The following is a 15,447-nucleotide window of genomic DNA, read 5'->3' as shown; positions in this document are numbered from 1 at the left end:
AGTGTTTATTTGCGAGGCCTAAGGGGCGCCCCGTATGGATATCGATAACTTTGAATGGTGGTATAGCGAGGGCGAGGCTCCGGACGAGGAGTGGGACGAGCCCGCGTCGCGTGACGTGTCGAGCGACGAGGACGAGACCGGCAACGATGCCGCTGTCGAGCCTGATGCCGCCTCCGATGCCGCCGAGCCCCTGACCTTTGAGCAGGCTTGGGCCCAAGCCGAGGCCGATGAGGCTAAGGCCGATGCCACGGCCACACTCGGTGAGCCGGCGGACATGTCCATCTCGCCGGCAAAGATCCCGCAGCCGCGTCACACCATCGATCCCGACAGCACGGCATCCTTCAGCATTCTCGACGTGCCCGCGCAAGGCGCCCAGGCGCCTGCGCCCACACATCGCCCCGACCTGGCTCGTGAGGAAGACGCGGGCCGCCGTTCTCCGCTCGGCCCCATCCTCATCGCCTTCATGGCCGGCGTTATCGCCTGCTCGGCAATCGGTAGCGTTTGGAGCCATGTCGAGCAGCAGCGTCAAGACGCCGCCAAGGTCGAGATGTCTGTCGAGCAATCGCTCAGCCGCACGCGCTCGGTACATGTGTCGGTCGAGGTCAAGGACGGCGCGATGTGGGACACCGCGCGTGGCGACAGCCAAATGCTCATCCACATCGTGGGGCGTACGCTCAAAGGGCAGACGATTGACGAGTATCAATACGTCAATTCCGCTGGTGACGGCATCGAGCTCAAGCCCGGCGACTACGAGCTCACCGTCGACGAACCGCCCGTCGCCACCGACGGCACGCGCTTCCGCGCCTCAAAGCGCATGGTTCCCGTGAGCTTTAACTCGCAGGCGCCCGATACGGTCGATAGCACTCCGCAGGGCGGGTTTGACCTTTACGCTATTGCTCAATAACTGCGCCTGTCGCTCAACCCCGCCGCCAAGAGTGGGACAATAGCCCTCGACACTATTGTTTACTTTTGGAGGAAGTAGCATGTCTACCGTCACTACCATCAAGCGCGGCAGCCTCACCGCGGCCATCGATTCCATGGGCGCTCAGCTCACGAGCCTTGCCCTCAACGGCAACGAGTATCTGTGGCAGGGCGACCCCGCCTTTTGGGGCAAGCATGCGCCCATCCTGTTCCCCATTGTGGGTTCGCTGCGCAACAACACGGCAGCGTCTGCGGCCGGCACCTGCGAGATGCCGCGCCACGGACTCGCGCGCATCGTCGAGCACGAGCTGGTCGAGGTTTCGGAGGACGGCTCCTCGGTAACTTACGAGATCACCGATACGCCCGAGTCGCTCAAGGCCTTTCCGTTCCACTTTAAGCTCAACATGACCTATGCCCTGACCGGCGACGCCACCCTCACGCAGACCTTTGCCGTCACCAATACCGGCGATGTGGACCTGCCGTTCTCGGTGGGCGGCCACCCCGCATTTAACGTGCCCGCCCCCGGTGCCGAGGACGAGGCGTTCGAGGATTACGAGCTGGCGTTTACCGAGGCTTGGACGAACGAGGCTCCCATCATCAAGCCCGACGGTCTTATGACGTTTGAGGGCAGCTATAAGGCTCCCGACAACTCGGACGTGCTGCCCATCACGCACCGCAGTTTCGATAACGATGCCATCATGTTCACCGATACTCCGGGCTCCACGCTCACGCTGCGCGGCCGCAAGTCGGGCCACGGCGTCAAGATCGACTTTGAGGGCTTTAAGTACATTGGCGTGTGGTCTGCCGCCAACGACGCTCCGTTTGTGGCGCTCGAGCCCTGGACCGGTCATACCACCATGGACACCGAGGACGATGTCTTTGAGCACAAGGTCAACACCATCACCCTGGCCCCGGGCGAGACGGACAAGCGCAGTTTTAGCGTTACCTTGCTCTAGAGGTTCCGCCGCTCGGTCGATGCTGCGCGTCGTCCAGAGCGACAAGTTGTCATTCAAAAGGCAAGGCATAGACCTTCTGGTCATGCCTTGCCTTTTTCATGCCACTTGTTCGCTCTGGACGTCGCTCGCCGGCATTGCCAAAACATCGGCGTCCCCAATGACTACCGCGTGTCTATTAATTTTTCGAGCTTGTGCTGCGCTGCTAGTTGCTGGCGTATATCCTGTTAAGTCGTCAGCATACGATTCAACAGGGAAGGCAGATTATGCATTCTCCCCATCAACGCGACGCGCATCCACAGCCGGTGTGCAGCCGTCGTATCTTCTTAGGCAGTGCGTTTGCTGCGAGCGCTTCCGTCGTCGCCGGCGCACTTGCCGGTTGCCAGCGCCCCTCCACGCTGGAAGTGGCCCAGCCCACGACGGGCGGCGGTCGCGACGACCTGTCCGATTCCGTGATCGGCAAGGACAAGATCCGCATCGGCATGGAGGCGGCCTACGCCCCGTACAACTGGCAGGTCTCCGAAGCCAGCAAGTACACTATCCCCATCGACAACGTGCAGGGCGCCTATGCCGATGGTTACGACGTGCAGATCGCCAAGATCGTCTGCAAGGCCCTCGGTGGCGAGCCCGTCGCCGTCAAGCAGGGCTTCTCGGGTCTTATCGATTCGCTCAACAACGGCCAGATCGACCTCATCATTGCCGGCATGAGCGCCACGCCCGAGCGCGAGGAGTCCGTCGGCTTTTCCGACCCGTACTTCATTGGCTACTTTGGCCTGTTCGTAAAAGAGGGCTCGCCCTACCAAAATGCGACCAAGCTCAGCGACTTTAGCGGCGCAACGGTCCTCGGCCAAAAGGACACCATGCTCGATACCGTCATCGACGAGATCCCGGGCGTTGCCCACAAGAACCCGGTCGATTCGGTCCCCACGGTGTTTTCGAACCTGCTGCAGGGCACCTGCGACGCCGTGACCTACAATACCGAGAACGAGAAGGGCTATATGGCCCAAAACCCGGGTATCGTGCCGATTCGATTTGCCGAGGGCGAGGGCTTTAAGCAGGAAGTCACGGCAAACGTCGGCTGCCGCAAGGGCTCGGACAAGCTGCTTAAGCTCATCGACAAGACACTCAAGGGCATTAGCCAAGAGGAGCGCGACCAAATGTGGGACGCGTGCCTCGACCGTCAGCCGGCATAGGGAGGCAGCATGAAAACCATCAATCGCCTGGCCTCCTTTATCAAGGCCGACCACCGTTATGTATACCTGGGCACGAGCGTCATCGCGGCGCTCGGCCTGGCGTTTAGCCAGCGCAACCCCACGCCGATGAGTTTCTTGGCGCCTACGGGCGTGTTCCAAGACTGCCTCTGGGCAATCCTTTGGGCCTGGCTCGTCGTGTCGGCGGCGGCGCTGGTCACCAAGCTCATGCACTGGAACGACTATCGCGAAAAGTCGCCGTTCGCATCCGAGCGCTGCCGTCGTGGCGCACGCCTGGGCAGCTACGTCGTGGTCGCCATCGCGGCAGTTTTCTTTATCGACCGCTGCGTCATGTCGTTTATCGACCTGGTGCAGGTGAGTATTGTCTCGGATTCCAACCCCAGCGACTTTTTGTCGAGCCTGGTCTACATGACCTACAAGAGCGGGGACTTCTTTATCCGCGGTATCGAGATCACCATCGCGCTTGCCACCTTCGGCACCGTCATTGCCTTTTTCCTGGCGCTGCTTTTTGTGTTCCTGCGCATTCAGACCTTCGATCGCGTGGACAACGACCTGGTGCGCTTCGTTAAGAGTATCGGCCGCGGCTTTGCGACCGTCTACTCCACTATCGTGCGCGGCACGCCCATGATGGTCCAGGGCCTGCTCATCTATTACGCGGGCTTCACCGTTTTGCGCGGCATGGGCTTCGAGACCGCTCAGGCCAACCAGATTTGGAGCACCTTCACCGCCGGCCTCGTTACCATCTCGCTCAACTCCACCGCCTACATGATGGAGGTCCTGCGCGGCGGCATCGAGTCCATCGATCCCGGCCAGGCCGAGGCAGCACGCTCGCTGGGCCTGTCGCAGTGGCAAGCCATGCGCAAAGTCGTGTTCCCCCAGGGCATTAAAAACGCGATCCCGGCGCTCACCAACGAGCTCATCATCAACATCAAGGACTCGTCGGTGCTCTCGGTTATCGGTGTGTTCGACCTCATGTACGCCACCACCACCGTCGCCGGCGTGTACTATCGCCAGATGGAAGTCTACTGCGTGGCGCTCGTGGTCTACCTGATCCTGACGCTCGTGGCGAGCCGCCTGATCGAGGCCTTTGGCAAAAAGCTCGGCGCCGAGGCTCCGGTCACGCTGCCCAGCTCCAACTAGGCTCAAGACGAGGAGAATCATCATGGCAGATACCGCCATTACCGGCGTTGCGGCCGCCGCACAGACCAATGAGCCGCTCATCCGCGTCGAGGGCCTGCGCAAGAGCTTCGGCTCGCTCGAGGTGCTCAAGGGTATCGACCTGTCCGTTAACCCCGGCGAGGTCGTCACCATTATCGGCGCCTCGGGCTCGGGCAAGTCGACCTTCCTGCGCTGCCTCAACCTGCTCGAGACCCCGGACGCGGGCCACATCTGGTTCCACGGCCAGGACCTCACGGCCGAGCGCTGCAACATCAACAAGCTGCGCGAGGACATCGGCATGGTGTTCCAGGGCTTTAACCTGTTCAACAACATGGATGTGCTCGACAACTGCACGCTCGCGCCCGTCACGCTCAAAAAGATGAGCAAGGCCGAGGCCGAGAAGGTCGCGATGGAGCATCTGACGAGCGTGGGGCTCGAAAAGTTCGCGCACGCCGCCGTGGGTCGCCTGTCCGGTGGTCAAAAGCAGCGTGTGGCCATCGCCCGCGCCCTGTGCATGAATCCGCAGATCATGCTGTTCGACGAGCCGACCTCCGCGCTCGACCCCGAGATCGTGGGCGAGGTGCTCGAGGTCATGCGCAAACTCGCTGCCGACGGCATGACCATGGTCGTCGTCACGCACGAGATGGCCTTTGCCCGCACGGTGTCCGACCGCGTGGTCTTTATGGACAAGGGCGTGGTGCTCGAGGATGCCGCGCCGGCGGAGCTCTTTGGCAACCCCAAGCACCAGCGTACCCGCGAGTTCCTCTCGCGTTATCTCGAGGATAAATAGCCGACCGCAAACGCTTACGTGGCAGGGCCGCTCCGGTGGGGCGGCCCTCGTCATCACAATCGAAAGGATGTCATGGCCGAGGTTTGGCGCTTCTTTGCGCATGAGGATGATTTTGCCGGTATAGACGAGGCCGGCGCATGCGAGCGCTTGGGCCGCGTGCTGTCGTTTCCGACCATTTCGAGCATGGATGCCGAGGCGGTGGACTGGCAGCCGTTCGACGACCTGCGCGCGTATATGCAGCAGGCTTGGCCGCGCGTGTTTGCGGCGGGCGAGGTCGAGCTTATCGATCATTCGCTATTGGTGACGCTTGGCGGTTTCGACCCTGCCCTCAAACCCGTCATGCTCATGGGTCACATGGACGTGGTTCCTGTGGTGCCGGGCACCGAGGACGATTGGACTCACGCCCCCTTTAGCGGACATGTGGACGATGCCTACATTTGGGGCCGCGGCGCCATCGACATGAAAGACCAAGTCGCAGGCATTCTCGAGGCGGTTGAGTATGCGCTGGCCCACGGCTGGGAGCACGAGTGCACCCTGCTGCTGGCTTTTGGCCAGGACGAGGAAACCACGCAGTTCGGTGCGGGTGCCATCGGCCGCGTGCTCGAGGAGCGCGGCATTGAGCTTGAGTACCTGATCGATGAGGGTGACTACCGCATCGTTTCGGCTGCCGAGTACAGCGCGGGCGAGGACTGGCTCATGCACGCCGACCTTGCCGAGAAGGGCTACGCCGATATTGTGCTCAAGACGAAGAGTGAGGGCGGGCATTCGTCCAACCCCTACGGCGGCACATCGCTCGAGGTGCTGAGCCGTGCCATCACCGCAATCTGCGATATCGAATGGCCGACGCGCGTCACGGACCTGCTTGCCGCACAGCTCGTCGAGCTGGGGCTTTACACGGCCGACGAGATTGCCTCCAACAAGGACACCATCGTGCGCGAGTGCCTCGCCAGCAAGAAGCTCTATCCGCTCGTGACCACCACCTGCGCGCCCACGCAGATCGAGGGTGGCAGCACCGGCGCCAACGTAATGCCGCAGGATATGTGGGCCAATATCAATTTCCGTATGCTCGAGGGCACGAGCGTGGCCGACGTTGTGGCGCGCTGCCGCGAGGCGGTTGCCGCGGCGGGCCTTGCCGGACGTGTGGAGGTCGAACTTGGCCCCGGCAGCTCCGAGCCTTCGCCGTCCCCGCGCATCGGTGGTTCCGGCCTCGAGGTGGTTCGCTCCATCGCCGCCCGCTATTTCCGTGATTCAAGGGGGACAGAGGAAAACGGACCGAGTGCGGTGGGCGGAGCTCCTGTCGACATCGTTTCCTCGACCGTGATTGGCGCGACTGATGCTGCCAACTACCAGCGCATTTGCCCCGAGTGCATTCGCTTCTCTGCCTTTGTGGTAGACGATGACGAGTGCGACCGAGGCGTCCACGGCACCAACGAGCGCATTACCCGCCGCGCCTACCTCCAGGGTGTCCGCTTCCTCATCGCCCTGCTCCATACGCTCTAGCCAAAAAGCAAGCCCTTGGTGCAATGGGGTCAGGTTTGTTTGCACCAATCATTCCGTGCGGGTTATATGCAGGTTTGCCTGCGCACGCTATCATGTATGGGTTAGACCGCAATTATGTACCCCATACGCGAAGGGATGCGCATGTATCTGAAGATCGACATGCTCTAGCTGGACTTACCCCCGCAGCGGCGCCCCGCGCCCCATCAATTCTGCCGATTTTCGCCTTCACGCATATAAAGGAGTCCGTCATGCGCGACAAGCTCGAAAAGATCATCAAGGCCTACGAGGAGCTCGAGAAGAAGCTTTCCGACCCGGCCGTCGCCTCCGATATCAAGGAGTTCACGCGTCTCAACAAGGAGTACGCGCACCAGTCCGACCTCATTGCCGCCTCGCGCGAGTACATCGGCGCGCTCGATGACATCGAGGCTGCCAAGGAAATGCTGCACGATACCACCGATGCCGATGAGAAGGAGATGCTCCAGATGGACATCTCCGAAAACGAGGCCAAGCTTCCCCAGCTCGAGGAAGACATCAAGTACATGCTCATCCCGAGCGACCCCAACGACGACAAGAACACCATCGTCGAGATCCGCTCCGCCGCCGGTGGCGACGAGGCGGCCATCTTCGCCGGCGATCTGTACAAGATGTACCAGCGCTTTTGCGAGTCGCGCGGCTGGAAGACTACCGTGCTCGATTCCAGCCCCAGCGAGGCCGGTGGCTTTAAGTCCATCGAGTTCAAGGTCGAGGGCGACCGCGTCTACTCCGTCATGAAGTTCGAGTCCGGCGTGCACCGCGTCCAGCGCGTTCCCAAGACTGAGTCCCAGGGCCGCATTCAGACCTCCACGGCTACCGTCGCCGTACTTCCCGAGGCCGAGGAGATCGACGTCCAGATCAACCAGTCCGACCTGCGCATCGACACCTACTGCGCCTCCGGCCCTGGCGGTCAGTGCGTTAACACTACCTACTCCGCCGTGCGCATCACCCACCTGCCCACCAACACCGTGGTGCAGTCACAGGAGCAGCGTTCCCAGATCCAGAACCGCGAGGTCTGCATGCAGATGCTGCGTGCCCGTCTGTACGAGATGGAGCTCGAGAAGCAGCAGGCAGAACTCGGTGCCGAGCGCCAAAGCCAGATCGGCCACGGCAACCGTTCCGAGAAGATTCGTACCTACAACCAGCCCCAGGACCGTGTGACCGATCACCGCATCGGTTTCAACTCCACCTACAACGGTGTCCTTCTGGGCGATCAGCTCGGCACTGTCATCGAGGCACTTGCCGCCGCCGAGCGAGCCGAGAAGCTAGCGCAGGCCGTTTAAGTTACGGCGTTTTACCAAACGCCGTAACTGCTCGACGCTGCGCGCCGCCCAGAGCGACAATTTGTCATTCAAAAGGCAAGGCATGACCAGAAGGTCTATACCTTGCCTTTTTCATGCCAACTTGTTCGCTCTGGACGTCGCTCGCTGTCCGTCCTCTACATGCGGCGTTGCCTTGCTCCGGATGCGGTATGCTCAACCTGCGGCGCCTTAGAGGTAGTCATTGGGGACGTTCTTAAATGACTAGGTTGGGTAAATTACTTTTCGAGTTTATTTAATCTGCTTTGTTAGATAATAAGCTGTCTAACTGCTTAAAGTAATCAGCAGCCTTCATCTGCAATTGAAAATATTGCTCGAAAAATCGTTCAAGAAGTCGCGGGGTGATTTTTACCGCGTCGCGCGTCAAGTGATTTGGCAAGTTCTTGGTTAGATATTGGTCAGTTTTGGGGCAACTTTGCCAAAAGCTTGACGAATGCAAATCTGGACGTCGGCGAATGAACACTTTGAGCGAGCTCGGTGCAAAATTCTGGGCTGATTCTCGATAATCGCTTCCAATCGTCCCTTGCCGCGTGCCACCCTCGCGTACAATCTGCTCCGACATTCGCGCGCCGTCCGGCGCTTAAGAGGGGAGGGCCCCATGGCAAACGAGATTTGGACCATCAAGCGTTGTCTCGAGTGGACCAAGGAGTACCTGGCCGAGCGCGGCGAGGAGCACCCCCGTCTTTCTGCCGAGTGGCTGCTCTGCGCTGCCACGGGTTTGGCACGCATCGACTTATATATGCGCATGGACGAGACGCTTAACGCGGCTCAGCTCGAGACCATGCATGCGGCCGTTGTTCGTCGCGCTAAAGGTGAACCGCTGCAGTACATCACCGGCAGCACGCAGTTTCGCATGATCGACGTCGCGTGCGCCCCCGGCGTGCTCATTCCGCGCCCCGAGACCGAGATGCTCGTCGAGGAAGTCCTCAATTATCTGGATGCCGAGGTGCTGAGCCCCGAGGCTGCTGCCCGTCAGCGCGTGGAGCTGCCTTGGAACGATGAGGTCGAGGAGGCACGCAAGGCCGAGGCCGCGCTGGCAGACGAACGCGCGGCCGCCGAGCGCCGTGCCGCTAACCTGACGGCTGCCGATGAGGCGGCGCTAGGCGGCGACGTATTGGGCAGCCGCGCCTATGCCGAGGAGCTGGCCGACCGCGAGGCCGAGGAAGCCGCCGCGCAGGCAGCAGAAGCCGAAGCCGCGGAAGCCGCCGAGCCCGAGCTCGACGAATACGGCATCGCCATCGAGGGTGCCGGCCAGGAGACGGCTTCGGCTCAGGATGCCGCTGCGCCTGCCCCAGCCGAGCCCCGTATCGCCCGCGTTCTCGAGGTCGGCTGCGGCACGGGTTGCATCTCGCTCTCCCTTGCCTGGGAGCGCCGCGGCCACGTTACCTGCACCGCCACCGATATCGAGCCGCGCGCCATCGATCTGGCCACCAAAAACCGCGACGCGCTCGGCCTCACGGCAGATGAGGTTGCCTTTAGTCTCACCAACCTGGTGAGCTCCATTCCCCGCGAAGAGTGGGGCACCTTCGACGTGCTCGTTTCCAACCCGCCCTACATCCCGACCGGCGTCATGCGCTCGCTGCCGCACGAGGTCAAGGACTTTGAGCCCGACTTGGCGCTCGAGGGCGGTGCCGACGGCCTGGACATCTTCCGCCGCCTGCTCAATGCGGCGCCTTACATGCTGCGCGCCGGCGGCCTGTTTGCCTGCGAGCTCTACGAGGGCGCCCTCGATGCCGCGGCCGAGCTCTGTCGCCAGGCAGGCCTTTCGGACGTGCGTATCGTCCACGACCTCACCGATCGTCCCCGCATCGTTCGAGCCATCGTCACCGAGCCCAAACAGCGTATTTAAGCTGAATAAATAGACATTTGCGCAAGTTTGTCCTTGCAATATACCGTAAAACTTCTACTATAGAAGGAGAAAGGTATGTCAAATCAGCTGCATCGGTACCGTATCGTGCTTGATTACATTGAACCTTGGCTTGATGAGCAGGATGAAGCTACGCTGAAGCAGATTTATGCAGACCTTTTGGTGCTCGAGAAGGAAGGTCCCAGCCTTGGTCGTCCGCTGGTTGACCGCGTAAAGGGCTCGAAGCTTCATCATTTAAAGGAGCTGAGAGTGACGTCGTGTGGTGGGCAGGTGATTCGCATCCTCTTCGCCTTTGACCCCAAGCGCCAGGCGGTATTGCTATTGGCGGGTGATAAGTCGCGAGCGGGATCGTCAAGGGCAAAATGGAACGGTTGGTATGCGATCAACATTCCAAGGGCCGAGCAAATATACCGTCGCCACGTAAGGAGGCTCGATCGAGATGGAACTGCATGAGTATATGGAATCTCGCGGGATAACACGCGACTCCATTACCGCCGAGCAGGAGAGGACTCGCGATCGTATCGAAGCCTATAAGCTTGCTCAGATTCGCAGGTTAAAAGATCTAACACAGGCGTCGGTCGCCCAGTCGATGGGCGTTTCTCAAAAACGTGTATCCGAGCTCGAGCGTGGGGAGTTGGGTTCGATGAGGCTCGACACGCTGAGCAGGTACGCAGAGAGCCTCGGCGGAAAACTGGTTGCAAGCATCGAGTTTCCCGATCGTACCGTTACGCTTGCGCGCTAAAAATCTTCAATTAACCCCCTCACTTTCACCGACTACTAGAGCCGCTCACCAAACCAACATGCGCTCTGGGCAAATAGGTTGAATGTTTCGTGCGAGAATGCCCCACAGTAAACAAACTTGCACCGGAGCGTAAGGGGCTGGCATACACATGCAGACGGTCTATCGGGTATACGAGGGAACGCGCGAGCCGCATCGGCTTGCCGTCGAGCGCACGGCCGAGGTGCTCGGCCGCGGCGGCCTGGCCTTGATTCCGACCGAGACCGTCTACGGTGTCGCCGTGGCAGTCAACGCCTTCTCGGGCGCCGTGCCCCAAGATACAAGCGAATTCCCATCGTGGCCGCGCGATCCGCAGGCTGCCGTCAATGGCGCCGCAGTTCCTGCGCTCGGCACCGGCTATCGCCGTATCTTCACTCTCAAGCAACGTGAGCTCACGCAAACCGTCGCTTGGCTGGTCGATGGCGTCGAAGCACTCGACCGCTATGGCGTGGATATCCCGGAAGAGGCCCGCGTGCTTGCCCGACGATGCTGGCCGGGCGCCCTGACTATCGTGGTCAAGGCGGCCCCCTGCGTGCCGACCTTTATGCGCGCTGCCGACGACACCGTGGCCCTGCGCGCTTCGGCCTCTCCCGTGGTCCAAGCGCTCATCCGCGCCTGCGGCAGTCCCCTTGCCTGCACGAGCGCCAACACGCACGGCGCGCCTTCGCCGGCAAGCTTTGCCGCCGTCGAGGGTCGCATCCTGGAGGGGGTCGATGTTGCCGTCGACGCCGGTGAGACCCCGTGTCGCGACGCCTCGACCATCGTATCGTTCCAGCACGGCGGGCTCCAGATCCTGCGCCAAGGCGCACTTCCCGCATCAGAGATCGAACGGGTCCTGTCCGACCCGATGCAATAGAAAGGTGTAAGCGATGTCGTTGAATCTGGGCAGCCTGGGCATGGAAGATGCCTCGTTTAACTTTGGCGGTTCCTACATCATGGCGCTCGACTGCGGCACCACTTCGGTACTTGCGACCATCGTCGACGAGTACGGATGCATCGTCGCGCAGGCACGTCGCAGCGTCAAAACCAGCTTTCCGCGTCCCGGCTGGGTGGAGCAAGACCCCATGACGGTCCTTGCCAGCCAGATCGCGGTCATGATGGAAGTCCAGTTTAAGAGCGGTATCCACTCCGACCGCATTGCCGCCATCGGCATCTCCAACCAGCGCGAGACCACGGTGGTCTGGGACCGCGTGAGCGGTCAGCCGATCTATAACGCCATCGTATGGCAGTGCCGCCGTACCGCGCCGGCGATCGACGCGTTGGTTGAACAGGGTTGCGAGGAGCTGGTGCGCTCCCGCACGGGACTCACGCTCGATCCGTATTTCTCGGCTTCCAAGGTGCAGTGGATCCTCGACAACGTCGACGGTGCGCGTGAGAGCGCGGCAGCGGGCGACCTCATGTTCGGCACCATCGACACCTGGCTCATCTACAACCTCACCGGCAGTCAGGTCTTTGCCACCGACTACACCAATGCCAGCCGCACGGCGCTCTTTAATATCCATACGCTCGATTGGGACGACGACCTGCTGGCGCTCTTTGACGTTCCACGTTCCATGATGCCCGAGGTTCGTTGGAGCTCGGGCGACTACGGCCGCGTCGCGAGCGACATCATGACCAACATGCCGCCCATCATGGGCGTGGCGGGCGATCAGCAGGCGTCGCTGTTCGGCCACTGCTGCTTCCATCCCGGCCAGACCAAAAACACCTATGGCACGGGTTGCTTTATGCTCATGAACACCGGCGACGAGGTCGTCGAATCCAAGAACGGTCTGGTCTCCACGATCGGTATCGCCGCGGACGGCAAGATCAGCTATGCGCTCGAGGGTTCTATCTTTGCCGCCGGCTCAACCATGAACTGGCTGCGCAACAACATGGGCATCATCTCGAGTGTGAGCGAGTCCGCGCAACTCGCCGCTTCGATCAACGACAACGAGGGCTGCTACTTCGTCCCCGCCTTTGCAGGTTTGGGTGCTCCCTGGTGGGACCCGCATGCCCGCGGTATCGTGTGCGGTCTGACCGGCGCCTCGAGCCGTGCGACCATCGTACGTGCCGCCTGCGAATCCATGGCATATCAGAGCTACGACGTGCTGCGCGCCATGGAGCAGGACGTGGGGCTTTCGATTGAGCGCCTGTCTGTCGATGGCGGTGCCTCGCGCAACGAGTTCATCATGCAATTCCAGGCCGACCTGCTGGATATCCCCGTGCTGCAATGCGAGACGGTGGAGACCACGGCAATCGGTGCCGCGTACTTGGCGGGTCTTGCCGTCGGCTATTGGGAAGACCTTGAAGAGCTGGAGCAAAATGCCCAGATCGTTAGGACCTTCCTTCCCCATATGTCCGCCGAGCGTCGCGAGCAAAACCTTGCGGGCTGGCGTGATGCAGTCAAGCGCTCGCTCAGTACCGCACAGTAGGGCTGCGATGGGCTGCTCGATACAACAAACCGCTAAACTTATGCATGGCGTGCGGCGGCAACATTGCTGCGCGCCTTGTCAGCAAGGCCGTTTTGCGGCTGCAACGAAAGGGGCAATCAACCCATGACCGTCACCTACGATGCGTCCCGTGTGACGCTTGTCGATCATCCGCTCGTCCAGCACAAGCTGTCGATCCTGCGCGACAAAGACACCGGCACCAACCAGTTCCGTCAGCTCGTGCGCGAACTCGCGCTTTTTGACGGCTACGAGGCCATGCGCGACCTGCCTATGGAAGACGTCGAGGTCGAGACCCCCATCACTACCGCCACGTTCAAACAGCTTGCCGGCAAGAAACTCGCCATCGTGCCCATCCTGCGTGCGGGCCTTGGCATGGTCGACGGTATCCTCGACCTGGTGCCCTCCGCTCGCGTGGGCCACATCGGCATGGAGCGCGACGAGGTCACCCACGAGCCGCACGAGTATTACTGCAAGATGCCCAAGGATATCGACCAGCGCATCTGCCTGGTCGTCGACCCCATGCTCGCCACGGGCGGTTCGGCCGAGATGGCCATCAGCTACCTGCGCGGGCGCGGTGTCAAGGACATCCGCATGCTGTGCATCGTCGCGGCCCCCGAGGGCCTCAAGTCGCTGACTGAGAAGGATCCCGATGTGCATATCTATACCTGCGCCATCGACGACCATCTCAACGAGGCTGCCTACATCGTTCCCGGTCTCGGCGACGCCGGCGACCGCATCTACGGCACGCTCTAGTCGCTGGGCTAAGACGGCCGCGGCTGCAAATACGAAGAAACGGTGCGCGCGGTCGAACAAAAGGCGACCGCGCGCACTCCTGTTAACGGACGTTTTGCCCTGCAGGGTTCGAGAAAAACGTATTACCGTACCTGCGGCATAAAGAAGGTCTTAAGAAAACGAACAGGTGCGTATTAACCGATGCTTTTTCGGTTGTACTTTAGCGATTGGCTCGTACAATAGTCACCAATGTTTGGCGGGAACTGTCCTGTGAGGCGATAAAAAAGGAAAGTGAGGACGCCAGTGTTTCAGATAGCCGATCTGCTCGCTATCGTTGCAGGTGCCATCGCGGGCGCGATTGCCTTCCTTCCCTTTGTCTTTACGCTCAAGCCGGTTCTTGACGATAAGCAGAATGCGGACATGCTCAAGGGTATGGTGAGTCTCGCGGTCTCGGCAATCGCGTTGCTTGTCTTTACCTTGGTTGTGTTTGTGTTGTTCGGAGAGGCATTTCGCATGTTCCTCCTGGGCGAGGCGATCGGCTTCGTGGCCTTTATGGCCGCCTGCGCGGTTCGCGTCGCCAAGGCGCTGCGAGATCCTCATGAGGTCGAAAGGTAAGTCGTGGAAATTTTTGAAAAGCTGCCTGATGAGATTAATCATCTGGTCAGCGAGTTCAGCTCCACCCCTGTCGTGGGCGATCTGAGCTGCGGCATCACGCAGTACTCGTTTTGGCTGATCGTCTCCACGATCGTGCTCCTGATCGTCCTGGCCGTGTTCAAGAAGAAGCAGACTTTGGTTCCCAAGGGCTTCTTCGTCAACGGTTTCGAGTACATCATCGAGTACGTCGAGAACGATATCGGCAAGGGTGTCGTGGGTGAGAACTGGAAGAAGCACTTCCCGTTCCTGTGCTCGCTTTTCCTGTTCATCCTGATCAACAACATGATCGGCCTGATTCCGGGAATGAAGCCCGGCACCGGCGCAATCGGCTCCACCGCCGCGCTCGCCATCTTCGCCTTCGTGTACTTCATCTACTACGGATGCAAGGCTCACGGCGTGATCGGCTACATTAAGAGCCTCGCTCCGCAGGGCGTGAGCTTCCCGATGAACGTGCTCGTGTGGGTCGTCGAGCTTTTCTCGACCTTCCTGCGCCTCATCACGCTCGCCGTCCGTCTGTTCTGCAACATGTTCGCAGGACACGTGGTCATGGGCTCGTTCGCCATCATGGCGAGCATGTTCATGCAGCCGCTGCTTCAGCAGGTTTCCGCGGCCCACGCCGTCGGCGCCCTGCCTTCGCTGGCCTGGCTTGCCATTCTCATCCTGATCTATGCGATCGAGCTTGTGGTCGGCGCCATCCAGGCTTACGTCTTCACGGTCCTTACCGCCGTGTATGTCTCCGAGGCAGAGGAGGTCGCGGAGGAGGAGTAGTCTTCCGTTCGCGCCTTAAAGGTAAGGCAATTCGTTAAACCGCCGGTGCCCGTACCCATGGAGCCCGGCAGTTATAAAAAGGTTATCCTGCGTGAAATAAGACACGCACGACAAAGGAGGAATCGTGGGAGTTATCGGTTACGGTCTCGGTGTTATCGGCGCTGGTCTTGCTATCGGCCTGTCTGCTCTGGGTGCTACGGGTGCTATGGCCCGTCAGCCTGAGGTCCAGGGCCGCGTGTTCACCGTCTTCATCATGGGCTCCGCTTTCGGCGAGGCTCTGGCTCTGATCGGCTTCGTTGTCGCGCTGATCGTTAAATAGCACGGAGCGTCAAGT

General features: G+C 60.7%; 17 protein-coding genes. 16 read left to right on the top strand and 1 reads right to left on the bottom strand.

All coding sequences use genetic code 11. The features are described 5' to 3' along the window. Window positions 1-34: 34 nt before the first annotated feature. From ABHR75_RS04865 to prfA, 7 genes are all read left to right on the top strand, one after another. Window positions 35-904 (top strand): hypothetical protein, encoded by an 870-nt coding sequence (locus tag ABHR75_RS04865; protein WP_195919330.1) that lies wholly within the window; start codon window positions 35-37, stop codon window positions 902-904. Between the two features lie 79 nt (window positions 905-983). Next, window positions 984-1,877 carry an aldose 1-epimerase family protein gene (locus tag ABHR75_RS04860; RefSeq protein WP_346963783.1) on the top strand — a complete coding sequence of 298 codons (894 nt, stop codon included), beginning with the start codon at window positions 984-986 and terminating at the stop codon, window positions 1,875-1,877. A gap of 263 nt (window positions 1,878-2,140) precedes the next feature. After that, window positions 2,141-3,067 (top strand): transporter substrate-binding domain-containing protein, encoded by a 927-nt coding sequence (locus ABHR75_RS04855; RefSeq protein ID WP_346963782.1) that lies wholly within the window; start codon window positions 2,141-2,143, stop codon window positions 3,065-3,067. A gap of 9 nt (window positions 3,068-3,076) precedes the next feature. Beyond that, entirely contained in the window at window positions 3,077-4,225 is a 1,149-nt protein-coding gene (locus ABHR75_RS04850; RefSeq protein ID WP_346963781.1) for an amino acid ABC transporter permease, read from the top strand. A 22-nt stretch (window positions 4,226-4,247) separates the two neighbouring features. Continuing rightward, the gene (locus tag ABHR75_RS04845; protein WP_196033597.1) at window positions 4,248-5,033 is read left to right on the top strand and encodes an amino acid ABC transporter ATP-binding protein; all 786 of its coding nucleotides are present in this window, start codon (window positions 4,248-4,250) and stop codon (window positions 5,031-5,033) included. A gap of 72 nt (window positions 5,034-5,105) precedes the next feature. Beyond that, complete coding sequence (locus ABHR75_RS04840) at window positions 5,106-6,533, top strand: M20/M25/M40 family metallo-hydrolase (protein ID WP_346963780.1); 1,428 nt, start codon at window positions 5,106-5,108, stop codon at window positions 6,531-6,533. Window positions 6,534-6,781: 248 nt separating this feature from the next. Then, entirely contained in the window at window positions 6,782-7,849 is a 1,068-nt protein-coding gene (gene prfA / locus ABHR75_RS04835) for a peptide chain release factor 1 (RefSeq protein ID WP_055252487.1), read from the top strand. A gap of 271 nt (window positions 7,850-8,120) precedes the next feature. Here the strand turns inward: prfA and ABHR75_RS04830 are convergent, their stop codons facing one another. After that, window positions 8,121-8,447 (bottom strand): hypothetical protein, encoded by a 327-nt coding sequence (locus tag ABHR75_RS04830; RefSeq protein ID WP_346963779.1) that lies wholly within the window; start codon window positions 8,445-8,447, stop codon window positions 8,121-8,123. A gap of 36 nt (window positions 8,448-8,483) precedes the next feature. Here ABHR75_RS04830 and ABHR75_RS04825 point away from each other — a divergent pair, with 36 nt between their 5' ends. The 9 genes from ABHR75_RS04825 (at window position 8,484) to ABHR75_RS04785 (ending at window position 15,432) form a co-directional block, all read left to right on the top strand. Beyond that, window positions 8,484-9,734: a N5-glutamine methyltransferase family protein gene (locus tag ABHR75_RS04825; RefSeq protein ID WP_055310131.1), complete on the top strand. Its 1,251-nt coding sequence runs from the start codon at window positions 8,484-8,486 to the stop codon at window positions 9,732-9,734. Between the two features lie 75 nt (window positions 9,735-9,809). Further along, window positions 9,810-10,205: a type II toxin-antitoxin system RelE/ParE family toxin gene (locus ABHR75_RS04820; protein ID WP_022094268.1), complete on the top strand. Its 396-nt coding sequence runs from the start codon at window positions 9,810-9,812 to the stop codon at window positions 10,203-10,205. Continuing rightward, on the top strand, window positions 10,192-10,494 hold the full coding sequence (locus ABHR75_RS04815) for a helix-turn-helix domain-containing protein (RefSeq protein ID WP_006235701.1): 303 nt from the start codon (window positions 10,192-10,194) through the stop codon (window positions 10,492-10,494). Before ABHR75_RS04820 ends, ABHR75_RS04815 begins: the two co-directional genes overlap by 14 nt. A gap of 148 nt (window positions 10,495-10,642) precedes the next feature. Beyond that, window positions 10,643-11,386 (top strand): L-threonylcarbamoyladenylate synthase, encoded by a 744-nt coding sequence (locus ABHR75_RS04810; protein ID WP_346963778.1) that lies wholly within the window; start codon window positions 10,643-10,645, stop codon window positions 11,384-11,386. Between the two features lie 13 nt (window positions 11,387-11,399). After that, complete coding sequence (glpK, locus tag ABHR75_RS04805; protein ID WP_346963777.1) at window positions 11,400-12,941, top strand: glycerol kinase GlpK; 1,542 nt, start codon at window positions 11,400-11,402, stop codon at window positions 12,939-12,941. Window positions 12,942-13,064: 123 nt separating this feature from the next. After that, window positions 13,065-13,712: a uracil phosphoribosyltransferase gene (upp, locus tag ABHR75_RS04800; protein ID WP_346963776.1), complete on the top strand. Its 648-nt coding sequence runs from the start codon at window positions 13,065-13,067 to the stop codon at window positions 13,710-13,712. Between the two features lie 282 nt (window positions 13,713-13,994). Next, window positions 13,995-14,306: a hypothetical protein gene (locus tag ABHR75_RS04795; RefSeq protein ID WP_035138788.1), complete on the top strand. Its 312-nt coding sequence runs from the start codon at window positions 13,995-13,997 to the stop codon at window positions 14,304-14,306. Window positions 14,307-14,309: 3 nt separating this feature from the next. After that, window positions 14,310-15,113, top strand: coding sequence for a F0F1 ATP synthase subunit A (gene atpB, locus ABHR75_RS04790; protein ID WP_022094263.1), 804 nt, complete (start codon window positions 14,310-14,312; stop codon window positions 15,111-15,113). Window positions 15,114-15,237: 124 nt separating this feature from the next. Further along, on the top strand, window positions 15,238-15,432 hold the full coding sequence (locus ABHR75_RS04785; protein WP_022094262.1) for an ATP synthase subunit c family protein: 195 nt from the start codon (window positions 15,238-15,240) through the stop codon (window positions 15,430-15,432). Window positions 15,433-15,447: the final 15 nt, after the last annotated feature.

The sequence above is a fragment of the Collinsella aerofaciens genome (genome assembly GCF_039752955.1).
Taxonomy (GTDB): Bacteria; Actinomycetota; Coriobacteriia; order Coriobacteriales; family Coriobacteriaceae; genus Collinsella; species Collinsella aerofaciens_BI.
The sequence above is the reverse complement of the archived record's forward strand: the minus strand, read 5'-3'. Positions and strand labels throughout refer to the sequence as shown.